The organism is Xylophilus rhododendri (assembly GCF_009906855.1).
Lineage (GTDB): Bacteria > Pseudomonadota > Gammaproteobacteria > Burkholderiales > Burkholderiaceae_C > Xylophilus > Xylophilus rhododendri.
The window spans coordinates 2,614,913-2,631,556 of the sequence record NZ_CP047650.1; the positions used below are offsets into that span (position 1 = coordinate 2,614,913).

12 protein-coding genes, 2 tRNA genes and 3 rRNA genes are annotated in these 16,644 nt (G+C 62.0%); 4 read left to right on the forward strand and 13 right to left on the reverse strand.

Translation table 11 applies throughout. The features are described from left to right. Positions 1-45 precede the first annotated feature (45 nt). From lptB to GT347_RS12155, 7 genes are all read right to left on the reverse strand, one after another. Positions 46-810, reverse strand: a complete 765-nt coding sequence (lptB, locus tag GT347_RS12125) for an LPS export ABC transporter ATP-binding protein (protein ID WP_160552192.1) — start codon at positions 808-810, stop codon at positions 46-48. After that, positions 807-1,493 (reverse strand): lipopolysaccharide transport periplasmic protein LptA, encoded by a 687-nt coding sequence (lptA, locus tag GT347_RS12130; protein ID WP_160552193.1) that lies wholly within the window; start codon positions 1,491-1,493, stop codon positions 807-809. Before lptA ends, lptB begins: the two co-directional genes overlap by 4 nt. A 107-nt stretch (positions 1,494-1,600) precedes the next feature. Then, positions 1,601-2,281 carry a thiol:disulfide interchange protein DsbA/DsbL gene (locus tag GT347_RS12135; protein WP_160552194.1) on the reverse strand — a complete coding sequence of 227 codons (681 nt, stop codon included), beginning with the start codon at positions 2,279-2,281 and terminating at the stop codon, positions 1,601-1,603. A 50-nt stretch (positions 2,282-2,331) separates the two neighbouring features. Continuing rightward, a complete protein-coding gene (locus GT347_RS12140) occupies positions 2,332-3,036 on the reverse strand; it encodes an SPOR domain-containing protein (RefSeq protein ID WP_160555321.1) in 705 nt (234 codons plus the stop codon). 38 nt (positions 3,037-3,074) lie between these two features. Next, positions 3,075-4,760, reverse strand: coding sequence for an arginine--tRNA ligase (gene argS, locus GT347_RS12145; protein WP_160552195.1), 1,686 nt, complete (start codon positions 4,758-4,760; stop codon positions 3,075-3,077). Between the two features lie 50 nt (positions 4,761-4,810). Next, complete coding sequence (locus GT347_RS12150) at positions 4,811-5,269, reverse strand: DUF2214 family protein (protein ID WP_160552196.1); 459 nt, start codon at positions 5,267-5,269, stop codon at positions 4,811-4,813. 43 nt (positions 5,270-5,312) lie between these two features. After that, positions 5,313-6,242, reverse strand: coding sequence for a LysR family transcriptional regulator (locus tag GT347_RS12155; RefSeq protein ID WP_160552197.1), 930 nt, complete (start codon positions 6,240-6,242; stop codon positions 5,313-5,315). A gap of 133 nt (positions 6,243-6,375) precedes the next feature. On the opposite strand from GT347_RS12155, the gene GT347_RS12160 reads away from it, so the two are divergent. Genes GT347_RS12160 through GT347_RS12175 form a run of 4 tightly spaced genes read left to right on the forward strand, consistent with a single transcriptional unit; the run spans position 6,376 to position 9,821 of the window. After that, entirely contained in the window at positions 6,376-8,550 is a 2,175-nt protein-coding gene (locus GT347_RS12160) for a malate synthase G (RefSeq protein WP_160555322.1), read from the forward strand. 23 nt (positions 8,551-8,573) lie between these two features. Then, positions 8,574-8,804, forward strand: coding sequence for a cysteine-rich CWC family protein (locus GT347_RS12165; RefSeq protein WP_160552198.1), 231 nt, complete (start codon positions 8,574-8,576; stop codon positions 8,802-8,804). 35 nt (positions 8,805-8,839) lie between these two features. Continuing rightward, the gene (locus GT347_RS12170; protein ID WP_160552199.1) at positions 8,840-9,028 is read left to right on the forward strand and encodes a 4-oxalocrotonate tautomerase; all 189 of its coding nucleotides are present in this window, start codon (positions 8,840-8,842) and stop codon (positions 9,026-9,028) included. Positions 9,029-9,053: 25 nt separating this feature from the next. Beyond that, entirely contained in the window at positions 9,054-9,821 is a 768-nt protein-coding gene (locus tag GT347_RS12175; protein WP_160552200.1) for a class II glutamine amidotransferase, read from the forward strand. Between the two features lie 118 nt (positions 9,822-9,939). Here GT347_RS12175 and rrf read toward each other — a convergent pair. The 6 genes from rrf to gshB all read right to left on the reverse strand — a co-directional run bounded on the left by rrf (position 9,940) and on the right by gshB (position 16,619). Then, positions 9,940-10,052, reverse strand: a 5S ribosomal RNA gene (rrf, locus tag GT347_RS12180). Between the two features lie 127 nt (positions 10,053-10,179). Continuing rightward, positions 10,180-13,057: ribosomal RNA gene (locus GT347_RS12185) — 23S ribosomal RNA — on the reverse strand. A gap of 352 nt (positions 13,058-13,409) precedes the next feature. Continuing rightward, positions 13,410-13,485 (reverse strand) — tRNA-Ala (locus tag GT347_RS12190). 43 nt (positions 13,486-13,528) lie between these two features. After that, positions 13,529-13,605: transfer RNA gene (locus GT347_RS12195), tRNA-Ile, on the reverse strand. Positions 13,606-13,684: 79 nt separating this feature from the next. Continuing rightward, positions 13,685-15,217, reverse strand: a 16S ribosomal RNA gene (locus tag GT347_RS12200). Together the 16S, 23S and 5S rRNA genes with 2 tRNA genes alongside form the textbook arrangement of a ribosomal RNA operon. A 451-nt stretch (positions 15,218-15,668) precedes the next feature. Then, entirely contained in the window at positions 15,669-16,619 is a 951-nt protein-coding gene (gshB, locus tag GT347_RS12205; RefSeq protein WP_160552201.1) for a glutathione synthase, read from the reverse strand. Positions 16,620-16,644: the final 25 nt, after the last annotated feature.

A 16,644-nucleotide genomic window follows, 5' to 3' on the forward strand; every position in this document is an offset into this window, starting at 1 on the left:
GGGGTTGGCGGAGACACGAAGTGCGAAGCCTGGGCGGGTATCCATTTACATTCTGAAGTGCTCGCCGAGGTAGACCCGGCGCACGTCGGCGTTGTCGACGATCTGCTCGGGCGTGCCCTGGGCCAGCACCCGGCCGTCGCTGATGATGAAGGCGTGGTCGCAGATGCCCAGGGTCTCGCGCACGTTGTGGTCGGTGATCAGCACGCCGATGCCGCGGTCCTTCAGGAAGCCGATGATGCGCTGGATCTCGATCACCGCGATCGGGTCGATGCCGGCGAAGGGCTCGTCGAGCAGGATGAAGCGCGGCTGGGTGGCCAGGGCCCGGGCGATCTCCACCCGGCGGCGCTCGCCGCCCGACAATGCCATGGCCGGCGAATCGCGCAGGTGTTCCACCCGCAAATCGGCCAGCAGGGCGTTCAGGCGCTCCTCGATGGCGGCACGGGTGAGCGAGCGGCCGTTCTCGTCTTCCTGCAGTTCGAGCACCGCACGCACGTTCTCCTGCACGCTGAGCTTGCGGAAGATGGAAGCCTCCTGCGGCAGGTAGGACAGGCCCAGCCGAGAGCGCCGGTGAATCGGCAGGTTGCCGACCGGCTGGCCGTCGATGCTGATGTCGCCGCCATCGGAGCGCACCAGGCCCACGATCATGTAGAAGGAGGTGGTCTTGCCCGCGCCGTTGGGGCCCAGCAGGCCGACGACTTCGCCCTTCTGCACCGACAGGGACACGTCCTTGACCACGGTGCGGCTGCCGTAGGCCTTGCGCAGGTGGTTGGCTTCGAGCCGGCTGTTGCTCACCGCGATCGCGCCGTTCAAGGCTTGCTCCCGCCGATGGCAGGCGTGCTGCGCAGGGCCGGCGCGGGACCGCCCGGATCGACCGGCGGCGTGCTGGTGGCGGGCGACTCGCCCGGCGCGCCGCGCGGCGACAGCACGGCGCGGATGCGGCCGCCGGGCGTGCTGCCGCCGCTGGCGTTGGCGGCGCCGCTGGCATTCGGCGTGGTCGAAGTGGGGCTGCCATCGACGGTGTAGACGTCGGTCACGTTGTTGTAGACGATGACATTGCCGTGGACCTCGTCCATCACGGTGCTGGCCTGCAGGCGGTGCATCTCCGCCCTGCGGGTGAAACGCACCCGGTCGGCTTTGCCGTCGTAGTCGATCACCTCGCCCTCGCCCTCGATAAACTCATCCGGCGCACCGGGCTGGGTGTCGCGCTTCTGCTTGAAGTAGGCGCGTTTGCCCGGGTCGGCGGTGACCACGCCGAACTGGTAGCCGTCCGGGTCCTGGCGCACTTCGAGGCGGGTGCCGCGGATGATGATGGTGCCCTTGGTGAGCACCACGTTGCCGGTGAAGACGCTGGTCTGGGCCAGGTCGTCATGGCGCAGGGCATCGGCCTCCACGTTCATGGGCTTGGTGCGGTCGGCCTTCTCGGCGAAAGCGCAGGAGCCGAACAAAAGTCCGGAAATCAGCAGCAAGAGTGGCGCGGCGTTGGATGTTTTCATAGGGGCACGAATCTTGCAGGCATTGTACGGCCCATCGCCCGCCCCTTTGGACCGCCCACAAAAATGCCCGCCGAAGCGGGCATGGTTTTGGTGTGGAGCCGGAAAGCTCAGGCGCCCTTGCGGGTCTTGGCGATCAGGAAATCGGTGACCTGCAGGGCGCGGTCCATGCTGCCGGCCATCTGGCCATCGGTGTAGTAACGGCCCGCGATACCCAGGGCCGGCACGCCCTCGACCTTGTACTGGTCCTGCAGCAGCTTGGCGCGGTTCGCCTTGGAGTTGACCGAGAAGGAGTTGAAGGTTTCGGTGAACTTGGCCTTGTCCAGCCCCTGCTTGGCGGCCCAGTCGATGATGGCGGCGTCGCGGCTGATCTGCTGGCGCTCGACATGGATGGCGTTGAAGACCTTCACGTGCAGCTGCTCGACCTTGCCCATCGCTTCGAGCGTGTAGTAGAGCTTCTGCTGCGGCAGGAAGTCGTCGCGGAAGGACACCGGCACGCGGTGCACCACCACGTCCGAGGGCACGGCCTTGGCCCAGCGCTCGAATGCGGGCTCGAAGGCATTGCAGTGCGGGCAGCTGTACCAGAAGAACTCGACCACCTCGATCTTGCCGGCGGGCGCGTCCACCGGTGCGGGCTGCTTGAGCACCGCGTAGTCCTTGTCGGCCTGCGGCGCGGCCGACTGGGCGGATGCGGCCTGGGGCAGCAGCAGGCCCGGCATGGCGGCAGCGCCGATCAGGGCGGCGGTGGTGCCGGTGAATTGGCGGCGATCGAGATGCGAGAAAAGATCCATGAGAAAAGAAGCTCCTTGGGCCGGTCAGAGCGTGTCCGACGTAAAAAAGTTCAGCGCTGCACGCGCACCAGGCTCGATTCCATGCCGGAGGAGTCCAGCGTGTCCTTCAGCCGCTCGGCATCGTCGCGCCGCGTGAAGGGGCCGATGCGCACGCGGTAGACGGTGCGGCCGGCCTGTTCACGCTCGCTGACACGGGCCTCCCAGCCCATGATGGCCAGGCGGGCGCGCTGGGCTTCTGCATCGGCCTCGGTGCGGAAGGCGCCGGCCTGGATGAGGTAGTCGAAGGCATCGGCACCGCCGGACGCAGGCGCGGCGGACGCGGCGCTGGCGCTGGTCGACGGGGCTGCGGCCGAGCGGGTGCGGGCCAGGTCGCCCAGCGGATCGGAGGAGGCCGGGGCCGAGCGCGGACTGGCCGGCGTTGCCGCCGTCGCCGCAGCACTCGCGGGTGCGGCCGGGATGGTGGCATCCGGCTTGGGCGCCTGCGGTGCCACGACACCGGTGGCGGCGCCGGCCGGGGCCGCGCCGGTATCGGCCGCCTTGCCGCCGGCGGCGCGTTTGCCGAGGATGGAGTTGGGATCCCAGTCGCGGTTCTTCTGCGCCTCCATCGCGTCCTGCTCGGCACTGCGCGAGGCATTGCGGTTCATGAACGGGATCGGCACCTTGGTGACATACACCGCCACGGCCAGCGCGGCGCCCAGTCCGAGCACCACGCCGATGACGATGCCGAGGAAGGTGCCGCCGAACTGGCGTTTCATCGTACGGGCCGGAGTCACGCGTTTTCCTTTTGCTTGCATCACATCTTGGCCGGAGCGGACACGCCCAGCAGAGCCAGGCCATTGTGCAGCACCTGCGCGGTGGCCGAGACCAGCGCCAGGCGGGCGAGCTTGACGGCTTCCTCGTCCACCAGGATGCGCTCGGCGTCGTAGTAGCTGTGATAGGCCGCGGCCAGGTCGCGCAGGTAGAAGGTCAGGTCGTGCGGCGCGAAATCGCGTGCGGCGGCGGCCAGCATGTCGGGGTACTTGGCCAGCTGCAGCATCAGGGTCTGCGCGGCCGGCGTATCGAGCGCGGCCAGGTCGATGGCGGCGAGGCCGGCACGGTCGCCGCCCCAGGCCGCCAGCACCGAGCAGATGCGCGCATGGGCGTACTGCACGTAGTAGACCGGGTTGTCGTTGTTCTTGGCCACGGCCAGGTCGACGTCGAAGGTGTATTCGGTGTCGGGCTTGCGGCTGAGCAGGAAGAAGCGGACGGCATCGGTGCTGGTCCATTCGATCAGGTCGCGCAGGGTGACGTAGCTGCCGGCGCGCTTGCTGATCTTGACCTCCTCGCCGCCCTTGACCACCCGCACCATGGTGTGGAGCACGTAGGCGGGATAGTCGGCCGGAATGCCCAGGCCATCGACGCTGGAGGCGGCCTGCAGGCCCGCACGCACCCGGGCGATGGTGCCGTGGTGGTCGGTGCCCTGGATGTTGACCACGGTGTGGAAGCCGCGCTCCCACTTGGCCAGGTGGTAGGCGACGTCGGGCACGAAGTAGGTGTAGGTGCCGTCGCGCTTCTTCATGACGCGGTCCTTGTCGTCGCCGAAGTCGGTGGACTTCAGCCAGAGCGCGTCGTCGAGTTCATAGGTCTTGCCCGAAGCCTGCATCTTGCCCACGGCCGCCTCGACCCGGCCGCTGGTGTAGAGGCTGGACTCCAGGTAGTACTGGTCGAAGCGGACCTGGAAGGCCTTCAGGTCCAGGTCCTGTTCGCGGCGCAGGTAGGCGACGGCGAATTCGCGGATCGAGTCCAGGTCCTCGATGTCGCCGCTGGCGGTGGTGCTGCGGTCGTCGGCGGTGACGGTCTTCCGGGCCAGGAAGTCGGTGGCGATGTCGGCGATGTAGTCGCCGTTGTAGGCGGCCTCGGGCCAGCCTTCCACGCCGGGCTTCAGGCCCTTGGCGCGCAGCTGGGTGCTGGTGGCCAGGGTGCCGATCTGCACGCCCGCATCGTTGTAATAGAACTCGCGCCAGACCGACTTGCCCTGGCTGGCCAGCAGGTTGCAGATGGCATCGCCCAGCGCCGCCTGACGGCCATGGCCCACGTGCAGCGGACCGGTCGGGTTGGCCGAGACGAACTCGACCAGCACCTTCTCGCCGGTGGGCGCGGCGCGACCGTAGGCATCGCCGGCCGCGAGGATCTCGCGCACCGTCTGCTGCTTGGCCTCGGGCTTGAGGCGGATGTTGAGGAAGCCGGGGCCGGCGATCTCGACGGCCGAGGTCCAGCGTTCGAAGGCGGGGCTGGCCAGCAGCTTCTGGCGCAGGGTCTCGCCGAGCTGGCGCGGGTTCTGGCCCAGCGGCTTGGCCAGCTGCATGGCGGCGGTGACGGCCAGGTCGCCGTGGGCGGCGACCTTGGGCAGTTCGAAGGCGGCGCGCGCGGCGGCGCCGGGCATGAGGGATTCCAGCCCGTCGGCCAGCGCCGCGAGCAGGTCTTGTTTGACGGAGAGCATGGGCGGATTCTACGGGCCGCCACCACTGGCCCGCCCTGCGGCCCGAGGCCTTATCCGCGCCCGCCGAAGCCGCGCGCCAGGAAGGTGGCCGCCAGGGGAATCAGCGGCAGCAGATGCGCCTGCAGCATGATCAGGCGCCGGGTGGCGCGCACCTCGGCTTCGGCCGGCAAGGCCGCGCCGGCCCTCTGCGCCTTCACCCAACGGCGGATGGTGAGCGTGGGCTTGATCGAGATCAGCGCGATCACCACGAAGATGCCCACCTTGGCATGCAGCAGCCAGTTGCCGCCGTAATACGCCGGCCCCTTCACGCCCCAGACGATGCGGGCCACGCCGCTGGCCAGCACCGCCACGGCGGCGATGCCGTAGATCAGATCGAGCTTGCCCAGCCGCGCCACCGCCTTGGGATTGAGCCACTCGCTGCGGCACAGCGCTGCCTCGCTGGCGAGGAACACCACCATCGTGAGGATGGCGAGCAGGTGCAGATAGGCGAGCAGGGATTCGAGGACCATGGCGTGGGTTCCGGCGGGTGGCTTCGTGGAGAACGATTGTCGGTCAGCCCGCCGCCTGCCAGAAGGCTGGCCGGGTGTAATGGAAACGCAGGAAGTCGATCCACAGCCGCACCCGCAGCGGCAGGTGCTTGCGCTGCGGCACCACCGCATAGATGCCGTTGGGCGGCGCGGCGAAATCGGCCAGCACTTCCACCAGGCGCCCGGCGGCGATGTCGTCCTGCACCTCCCACAGGCTGCGCCAGGCGATGCCGTGTCCCGCCACGCACCAGTCGTGCAGCACCTGGCCGTCGGAGCAATCGAGCAGGCCGACCGGCCGCAGGAACTCCACCGGCCGCGTACCGCCCGCTTCGGCCGGCATGGCGAAGGCCCAGCCGCGCGCCTGCGAGGCTTCGCTCGACAGCGTCAGGCAGGCGAAGCGGGCCAGGTCGGACGGCTGCTCCGGCCGGCCGTGGCGCTGCAGGAAAGCCGGCGCGGCCACGCACAGCCGGCGGTTGTCGGCCAGCCGCAGGCTGACCAGGGACGAGTCCGGCATGTCGCCGACGCGCACCGCGCAGTCGAAGCCTTCGCCGGTCAGGTCCACCACACGGTCGCCCAGGTTGAGCGAACAGCGCAGGCCGGCGTGCTCGGCCTGGAACTGCGGCAGCAGCGGCGCCACATAACGCCGGCCGAAACCTGCCGGCGCGGTGATGCGCAGATGGCCGCTGGCGCGCAGTCCCCCGGCGCTGACGCCGGCCTCGGCTTCGGAGAGTTCGGACAGGATGCGCTGGCAGTCCTCCAGGAACGCGCTGCCCTCGTGCGTCAGCGTCAGGCGGCGGGTGGTGCGCAGCAGCAGCTTCACGCCCAGGCGCTCTTCCAGCGCATCGAGGCGCCGGCCGATGACGGCCGAGGCCACGCCCTCGGCCCGCGCCGCGGCCGTCAGGCTGCCGCGCTGCGCCACCGAGACAAAGGTCTCGACCTGCTTGAACTTGTCCATCCGGCGATTATTAGCTGCAGCGCAGTCACATAAAAACGCAGAAATCCAGGGTTAATGCCGCGCCAGCGGTGCAATACATTTGCTGGATCGGCCTGCGCCCGCCGGCCTCCACCGCTTTTTGCCCATGCCCGCCATGACCGAACGCATCGCCTCCCATCGCCTCCAGGTCGCCACGCCGCTGTACCGTTTCATCGAAGACCGCGTCCTGCCCGCCACCGGCGTGGACAGCGCCGCGTTCTGGCAGGGCTTCGACGCGATCGTGCACGACCTGGCGCCGCGCAATGCCGCACTGCTGGCCGAGCGCGATCGCCTGCAGCTCGAACTCGACGCCTGGCACAAGGCCCACCCCGGCCCGATCGCCGACATGCCGGCCTACCGCGCCTTCCTGGAAAAGATTGGCTACCTGCTGCCACAGCCTGAGGGCGTGCGGGCCACCACCGCCAATGTCGATGCCGAGCTGGCGCAGCAGGCCGGGCCGCAGCTGGTGGTGCCCATCCTGAACGCGCGGTATGCGCTCAACGCGGCCAACGCCCGCTGGGGTTCGCTGTACGACGCGCTGTACGGCACAGACGCCATCCCCGAGGACGACGGCGCGGGCAAGAGCGGCGGCTACAACCCGGTGCGCGGTGCCCGGGTGATCGCCTTCGCGCGCAAATTCCTCGATGAATCCGTGCCGCTGGCCGGCGCTTCCTATGCCGATGTCACGGCCTATTCGGTCCAGGGCGCCACCTTGCAGTTGAAGACCGCTTCCGGCACCACCGGCCTGCAGGACCCATCCCAGTTCATCGGCTTCCAGGGCACGGCCGAAGCGCCCAGCGCCATCCTGCTCAAGCACCACGGCATCCACATCGACATCCGCATCGACCGCAGCACCGCCATCGGCGGCAGCGACCCGGCCGGCGTCAGCGACGTGGTGCTGGAAGCCGCCCTGTCCACCATCCTCGACCTGGAAGACTCGGTCGCCGTGGTGGACGCCGAGGACAAGGTCCTGGCCTATGGCAACTGGCTCGGCATCCTCGAAGGCACGCTCACCGAATCGGTCAGCAAGAACGGCAGCACCTTCACCCGCGGCCTCAACCCGGACCGCGAATACACCGGCGCCGACGGCCAGCCGGTGAAGCTGCACGGCCGCTCGCTGATGTTCCTGCGTAACGTCGGCCACCTGATGACCAACCCCGCCATCCTCTGGGACGGCGGCCGCGAGATCCCCGAGGGCATCCTCGACGCCGTGGTCACCACCACCATCGCCCTGGTCGACCTGAAGCGCCGCGGCAACTCGCGCACCGGCAGCGTCTACATCGTCAAGCCCAAGATGCACGGCCCGGCCGAAGTGGCCTTCGCCAGCGAACTCTTCGGCCGCGTCGAGCAGCTGCTCGGCCTGCCGGCAGACACCGTCAAGCTCGGCATCATGGACGAGGAGCGCCGCACCAGCGTCAACCTGCAGGCCTGCATCGCCGAAGCCGCCGGCCGCGTCGCCTTCATCAACACCGGTTTCCTGGACCGCACCGGCGACGAGATGCACACCGCCATGCAGGCCGGCGCCATGCTGCGCAAGGGCGACATGAAAAGCACGCCCTGGATCGCCGCCTACGAGAAGAACAACGTGCTGGTCGGCCTGGCCTGCGGCCTGCGCGGCCGCGCCCAGATCGGCAAGGGCATGTGGGCCATGCCCGACCTGATGGCCGACATGCTCAAGGCCAAGATCGGCCACCCCAAGGCCGGCGCCAACACTGCCTGGGTGCCCTCGCCGACGGCCGCCACCCTGCATGCCATGCACTACCACCAAGTCGATGTGGCCGCGGTCCAGCAGGCGCTGGAAAAGACCGATGCGGCTGGCCAGCGCGATGCCATCCTGGCCGATCTGCTGCAGGTACCGGTCGCGCCGAATCCGGTATGGGGCGATGCCGACAAGCAGCAGGAGCTGGACAACAACGTGCAGGGCATCCTCGGTTACGTCGTGCGCTGGGTGGACCAGGGCGTGGGCTGCTCCAAGGTGCCCGACATCCACAACGTCGGCCTGATGGAAGACCGCGCCACGCTGCGCATCAGCAGCCAGCACATCGCCAACTGGCTGCTGCACGGCGTGGTGACGCGTGAGCAGGTGGTGGCCACGTTCGAGCGCATGGCGGCGGTGGTGGACCGGCAGAACGCCGGCGATGCGCTGTACCAGCCGATGGCCGGCCGCTTCACCCAATCGCCCGCCTACCAGGCTGCGCAGGACCTGGTCTTCAAGGGGATCGAGCAGCCGAGCGGCTATACCGAGCCGCTGCTGCACGCATGGCGATTGAAGGTGAAGGCTCAGGCCTGACCCCGGGCCGCTAAACTGCGGGAATGCCTGTCGCATCTCCCGAGTCCAGCGCGCTGCAGCCGTCATCGACGGATGCGGCGCGTTGTCCTTTGTGCGGCGGCGACAACGCATGCGCGCAGTGCACTCCCGGTGCCGTCGACGGTGCGGCGTGCTGGTGCATGTCCGTGCAGGTGAGCCGGGCCGCCCTGGCCCGCATACCCGATGCGCAGCGTGGAAAGGCCTGCATCTGCGCGGCCTGTGCAGGCGGCGCCTGATTTTTTCTCTCTCAACCCTGATCCAGTCCCATCCCATGCCCACTTATCACATCGAAATGATGGAAGGCCGTACGGTCGAACAAAAGCGCAAGCTCGTCGAAGAGATCACCCGCGTCACCGTCGAGGTGCTCGGCGGCTCGCCCGAATCCGTCGATATCCTGATCACCGACGTTGCCCGCCACAACTGGGCCACCGGCGGCAAGCTCTGGTCCGAGCCGCGTTAGTCTTTTTCCAGCAGGACGCCGACCGATGTGCCAATTGCTCGGCATGAACTGCAACACCCCGACCGATGCGACCTTCAGCTTCACGGGGTTCACCCAGCGCGGCGGGCGCACCGCCGATCACGTGGACGGCTGGGGTGTCGCCTTCTTCGAGGGCGCCGGCCTGCGGCACTTCGTGGATCACCTGCCGGCCGCCGAGTCTCCAGTCGCAGAACTGATTCGCAAATATCCCATCAAGAGCTGCAACGTCATTGCGCATATCCGCAAGGCCACGCAAGGCGCAGTCAACCTGCAGAACTGCCATCCCTTCGTGCGGGAACTGTGGGGTCGATATTGGGTGTTTGCCCACAACGGCAATCTTGAGAACTATGCGCCGCGGCTGCACGCGAACTTCCATCCCGTGGGCACGACGGACAGCGAACGTGCCTTCTGCTGGCTGATGCAGGAGTTGGCGAAGTCGCATGCGAGTGTTCCCAGCGTGGAGGAGCTCACCATCACGCTGCGTGAATTGGTGCCCCAGATTTCCCGGCACGGGACATTCAACTTCCTGCTGTCGAATGGAGAGGCACTCTGGGCCCACGCCTCTACGCATCTCTTCTACCTGGAAAGAGGCTTTCCTTTTGCGTCGGCAGAGTTGGCGGACGAAGATCTGACCGTCGATTTCGCGGCACAAACCTCACCGGCAGATCGTGTCACGGTGGTGGTCACTGCACCGTTGACCAAGAATGAAACCTGGACTGCCTTCCAGCCGCACGAGCTGATTGCATTCGTCGATGGACGCGCAATACGAGCTTGAAAATCCAGCAATCTTCTGATTGCGCAGCCGTACCGCACGGCTGTTTTTCGGCAATATCTACGCCCCAAAGACAAAAGCCCCTCAATCTTTCGACTGAGGGGCGTTTGCGGCTGTAAGAGCCTGACGATGACCTACTTTCACACGGGAACCCGCACTATCATCGGCGCGGAGTCGTTTCACTGTCCTGTTCGGGATGGGAAGGAGTGGTACCAACTCGCTATGGTCATCAGGCATAAAGGGTTGCCGTCCTGGTTTTGAGGTCAGGACAGCGAATTCATAGAGTCAAATCAGTTTGAGTATTTTGATTACGTCTTGGCATAACACCCTGACATCTGCGCTGGCAGTGTATCAAAGTTATAGGGTCAAGCCGCACGAGCAATTAGTATCAGTTAGCTTAACGCATTACTGCGCTTCCACACCTGACCTATCAACGTCCTGGTCTAGAACGACTCTTCAGGGGGCTCAAGGCCCCGGCAGATCTTATCTTGAAACGAGTTTCCCGCTTAGATGCTTTCAGCGGTTATCTCTTCCGCACTTAGCTACTCGGCAATGCCACTGGCGTGACAACCGATACACCAGAGGTGCGTCCACTCCGGTCCTCTCGTACTAGGAGCAGGCTTCCTCAAATCTGCAGCGCCCACGGAAGATAGGGACCAAACTGTCTCACGACGTTTTAAACCCAGCTCACGTACCTCTTTAAATGGCGAACAGCCATACCCTTGGGACCGGCTACAGCCCCAGGATGAGATGAGCCGACATCGAGGTGCCAAACACCGCCGTCGATATGAACTCTTGGGCGGTATCAGCCTGTTATCCCCAGAGTACCTTTTATCCGTTGAGCGATGGCCCTTCCATACAGAACCACCGGATCACTATGTCCTGCTTTCGCATCTGCTCGACTTGTCAGTCTCGCAGTTAAGCACGCTTATGCCATTGCACTATCGTCACGATGTCCGACCGTAACTAGCGTACCTTCGAACTCCTCCGTTACGCTTTGGGAGGAGACCGCCCCAGTCAAACTGCCTACCATGCACTGTCCCCGATCCAGATAATGGACCTAGGTTAGAACCTCAAACGCACCAGGGTGGTATTTCAACGTTGGCTCCATGCGATCTAGCGACCGCACTTCAAAGCCTCCCACCTATCCTACACAGATCCGTTCAAAGTCCAATACAAAGCTACAGTAAAGGTTCATGGGGTCTTTCCGTCTTTCCGCGGGGAGATTGCATCATCACAAACATTTCAACTTCGCTGAGTCTCGGGAGGAGACAGTGTGGCCATCGTTACGCCATTCGTGCAGGTCGGAACTTACCCGACAAGGAATTTCGCTACCTTAGGACCGTTATAGTTACGGCCGCCGTTTACTGGGACTTCAATCAAGAGCTTGCACCCCATCATTTAATCTTCCAGCACCGGGCAGGCGTCACACCCTATACGTCCACTTTCGTGTTTGCAGAGTGCTGTGTTTTTAATAAACAGTCGCAGCCACCGATTTTTTGCAACCTCATTGGGCTCCAGGAGTAAATCCCTTCACCTACTAAAGGCACACCTTCTTCCGAAGTTACGGTGTCAATTTGCCGAGTTCCTTCTCCCGAGTTCTCTCAAGCGCCTTAGAATACTCATCTCGCGCACCAGTGTCGGTTTGCGGTACGGTCGTCAATAGCTGAAGCTTAGTGGCTTTTCCTGGAAGCAGGGTATCACTCACTTCGTCTGCAAGCAGACTCGTTATCACCCCTCATCTAAGCCCGGCGGATTTGCCTACCAGGCACGACTACAGGCTTGAACCAACATGTCCAACAGTTGGCTGAGCTAACCTTCTCCGTCCCCACATCGCACTATTGATCGGTACAGGAATATTGACCTGTTTCCCATCAGCTACGCATCTCTGCCTCGCCTTAGGGGCCGACTCACTCTACGCCGATGAACGTTGCGTAGAAAACCTTGCGCTTACGGCGAGGGGGCTTTTCACCCCCTTTAACGCTACTCATGTCAGCATTCGCACTTCTGATACCTCCAGCATCCTTTACAAGACACCTTCACAGGCCTACAGAACGCTCTCCTACCACGTGCCATAAATGACACATCCGCAGCTTCGGTAACTGGCTTAGCCCCGTTACATCTTCCGCGCAGGACGACTCGATCAGTGAGCTATTACGCTTTCTTTAAATGATGGCTGCTTCTAAGCCAACATCCTGACTGTTTTAGCCTTCCCACTTCGTTTCCCACTTAGCCAATTTTAGGGACCTTAGCTGGCGGTCTGGGTTGTTTCCCTCTTGAGTCCGGACGTTAGCACCCGGTGCTCTGTCTCCCAAGCTGTACTCTGCGGTATTCGGAGTTTGCCTTGGTTTGGTAAGTCGCCATGACCCCCTAGCCAAAACAGTGCTCTACCCCCGCAGGTAATACTTGAGGCACTACCTAAATAGTTTTCGGAGAGAACCAGCTATTTCCAAGTTTGTTTAGCCTTTCACCCCTATCCACAGCTCATCCGCTAGTTTTGCAACACTAGTCGGTTCGGACCTCCAGTACCTGTTACGGCACCTTCATCCTGGCCATGGATAGATCACTTGGTTTCGGGTCTACACCCAGCGACTGGACGCCCTATTCGGACTCGATTTCTCTACGGCTTCCCTATTCGGTTAACCTTGCCACTGAATGTAAGTCGCTGACCCATTATACAAAAGGTACGCAGTCACCCTTGCGGGCTCCTACTTTTTGTAAGCATGCGGTTTCAGGATCTATTTCACTCCCCTCCCGGGGTTCTTTTCGCCTTTCCCTCACGGTACTAGTTCACTATCGGTCGATGATGAGTATTTAGCCTTGGAGGATGGTCCCCCCATATTCAGACAGGATTACACGTGTCCCGCCCTACTTGTCGCTGGCCTAGTACCACACGTCGGTTTTCGCATACAGGGCTATCACCTGCTATGGCTGACCTTTCCAGATCATTTTGCTAACCGTCGTGCTATCACCAGCAGGCTCTTCCGATTTCGCTCGCCACTACTTTCGGAATCTCGGTTGATGTCTTTTCCTCGAGCTACTGAGATGTTTCAGTTCACCCGGTTCGCCTCGCATGACTATGTATTCATCATGCGATACCCCTAAGGGTGGGTTTCCCCATTCGGAAATCTCCGGATCAAAGCTAATTTGCCAGCTCCCCGAAGCTTATCGCAGGCTATCACGTCCTTCGTCGCCTATCATCGCCAAGGCATCCACCACATGCTCTTATTCACTTGACCCTATAACTTTGACGTCTCTCATCGAAACATCGCCGCACTATCAAGGAATTGTCAGGTCTTTCACCTGACGCGTTATGCCGTATGACCCTTGCGGATCGATACTTTGAATTTCCAGACTTAGTCTGAATATTCGTTTTGACGCAATCAAAAATTCATGTCACCGGCGGCACGGTGAGGACTTGTCCTCTTTCCGCCGGCAACACTGATTAGACTCTATGAATTTTTAAAGAACAGCCGATCAATCGCACTATCACGATCAACAACAAAACAGCCTCTTGCAAAGCTGCTTTGGTATTGAACCCAGAATTTCATCCCAGAATCATAAGCATCTGTTGTTGACTTCGAAGAAGAATGGTGGAGGATGACGGGATCGAACCGACGACCCCCTGCTTGCAAAGCAGGTGCTCTCCCAGCTGAGCTAATCCCCCAATAAGGCCTCACGCCATATCTCTTCTATCCAGTCACCCGAAATGGTGGGTCTAGTTGGGCTCGAACCAACGACCCCTGCGTTATCAACACAGTGCTCTAACCAGCTGAGCTACAGACCCATTCGCCGAGTGACTCGACTTCTTCCAACAACCGATAAGTGTGGGCGTTCAATAACGCTAAACTTGCTAGTTTTTCCAGAAAGGAGGTGATCCAGCCGCACCTTCCGATACGGCTACCTTGTTACGACTTCACCCCAGTCACGAACCCTGCCGTGGTAATCGCCCTCCTTACGGTTAGGCTAACTACTTCTGGCAGAACCCGCTCCCATGGTGTGACGGGCGGTGTGTACAAGACCCGGGAACGTATTCACCGCGACATTCTGATCCGCGATTACTAGCGATTCCGACTTCACGCAGTCGAGTTGCAGACTGCGATCCGGACTACGACTGGCTTTATGGGATTAGCTCCCCCTCGCGGGTTGGCAACCCTCTGTACCAGCCATTGTATGACGTGTGTAGCCCCACCTATAAGGGCCATGAGGACTTGACGTCATCCCCACCTTCCTCCGGTTTATCACCGGCAGTCTCATTAGAGTGCCCAACTAAATGTAGCAACTAATGACAAGGGTTGCGCTCGTTGCGGGACTTAACCCAACATCTCACGACACGAGCTGACGACAGCCATGCAGCACCTGTGTTACGGTTCTCTTTCGAGCACCAAGCCATCTCTGGCGAGTTCCGTACATGTCAAAGGTGGGTAAGGTTTTTCGCGTTGCATCGAATTAAACCACATCATCCACCGCTTGTGCGGGTCCCCGTCAATTCCTTTGAGTTTCAACCTTGCGGCCGTACTCCCCAGGCGGTCAACTTCACGCGTTAGCTTCGTTACTGAGTCAATGAAGACCCAACAACCAGTTGACATCGTTTAGGGCGTGGACTACCAGGGTATCTAATCCTGTTTGCTCCCCACGCTTTCGTGCATGAGCGTCAGTGCAGGCCCAGGGGATTGCCTTCGCCATCGGTGTTCCTCCGCATATCTACGCATTTCACTGCTACACGCGGAATTCCATCCCCCTCTGCCGCACTCCAGCAATGCAGTCACAAATGCAGTTCCCAGGTTGAGCCCGGGGATTTCACATCTGTCTTACATTACCGCCTGCGCACGCTTTACGCCCAGTAATTCCGATTAACGCTTGCACCCTACGTATTACCGCGGCTGCTGGCACGTAGTTAGCCGGTGCTTATTCTTACGGTACCGTCATAGACCCATCGTATTAGGACGAGTCTTTTCGTTCCGTACAAAAGCAGTTTACAACCCGAAGGCCTTCATCCTGCACGCGGCATTGCTGGATCAGGCTTGCGCCCATTGTCCAAAATTCCCCACTGCTGCCTCCCGTAGGAGTCTGGGCCGTGTCTCAGTCCCAGTGTGGCTGGTCGTCCTCTCAGACCAGCTACAGATCGCAGGCTTGGTAGGCCTTTACCCCACCAACTACCTAATCTGCCATCGGCCGCTCCGTCCGCGCGAGGTCTTGCGATCCCCCGCTTTCATCCGTAGATCGTATGCGGTATTAGCACAGCTTTCGCTGCGTTATCCCCCACGATCGGGCACGTTCCGATGTATTACTCACCCGTTCGCCACTCGTCAGCATCCGAAGACCTGTTACCGTTCGACTTGCATGTGTAAGGCATGCCGCCAGCGTTCAATCTGAGCCAGGATCAAACTCTACAGTTCGATCTTGATTGTTTTACTCATAAAAACGGAATTGAAGTGACTTCACTTCTATTCTCATGAGCGTTTGATGAGAGTCAGTTAAGACTCTCTGGTTCTGTGAACCTTGGCAAGTCGCCTCTCAAACGCCCACGCTTATCGGCTGTAAGTTTTTAAAGATTTCCTGCAAAACCCGGCAGCGTTTGCCACCCTGTTTTACTTGCTAGCTGCGATCAGCTGAGCCTTAAATTCTACACCGTTTTTGAAGTTCGCGTCAAACTTTTTTTCACTTGCTTCGAACAACTCGCTGAATTTCTTCCAGCTCGCCGTTTTCTGCTGAGCCTCGAATTCTATACTGCTTTTTCGACTTTCGTCAAACAACCGTAAAAAACTTTTCGACCCATTCAGCGCAACCAACTTGCTGCAGATGCAGCGCACTGTGTTGTGCTGAGCCAGCGACTATAGCACAGGAAATTCAGCTTTTCATCGCTGCTTCCAGCGCATCGACAAACATGGCGGGAACATCGAATCCCGTCTGGTCATGGATCTCCTGGAAGCAGGTGGGGCTGGTCACATTGATTTCGGTGACGTTCTCGCCGATGACGTCCAGGCCGACGAGCAACAAACCACGCTGATGGAGCACGGGCGCGATGGCACGGGCGATCTCCCAGTCGCGCGCCGTCAGTTCACGGGCCACGCCCTTGCCGCCGGCCGCCAGGTTTCCGCGCACCTCGCCGCCCTGGGGAATCCGCGCCAGGCAATAAGGAGCGGGCACGCCGCCAATCAGGAGGATGCGTTTGTCGCCTTCGGCGATGGCCGGCAGGAATTTCTGCACCATGACGGTATTGGCGCCGCCCAGGTTCAAGGTCTCGATGATGGAGCCCAGGTTCATGCCGTCTTCACGCACGCGGAAGATGCCCATGCCACCCATGCCGTCGAGGGGCTTGAGGATGATGTCGCGGTGCTCCGCATGGAAGGCGCGGATCGCCGCGTCGCTGCGGGTGACGATGGTGGGGCCGATGAATTCCGGGAATTCGAGGATGGCCAGCTTCTCCGGGTGGTCACGCAGGGCGCGCGGCTTGTTGAAGACCCGCGCGCCTTCGCGCTCGGCCTGCTCCAGCAGGTGCGTGGCGTAGAAGAACTCCGAATCGAAGGGCGGATCCTTGCGCATCAGCACCGCGTCGAAGCTGTTGAGCGGCTGCAGGCCTTCGGCGGTGACGACTTCGAACCAGTCTTTCGCATCTCCGGTGAGGCGGAGATTGCGCACGGCCGCGCTGACCTTGCCGCCGCGCTGCCACACCAGGTCCTGCAGTTCGCAGGCGGCGAGCGTGTGGCCACGCCGCTGCAGCTCGCGCATCATGGAGAAGGTGGTGTCCTTGTAGATCTTGAAGGACTCGAGGGGGTCGGCGACGAAAAGAATGTGCATCGGATGCCTGGTGAATGCGGCCAAG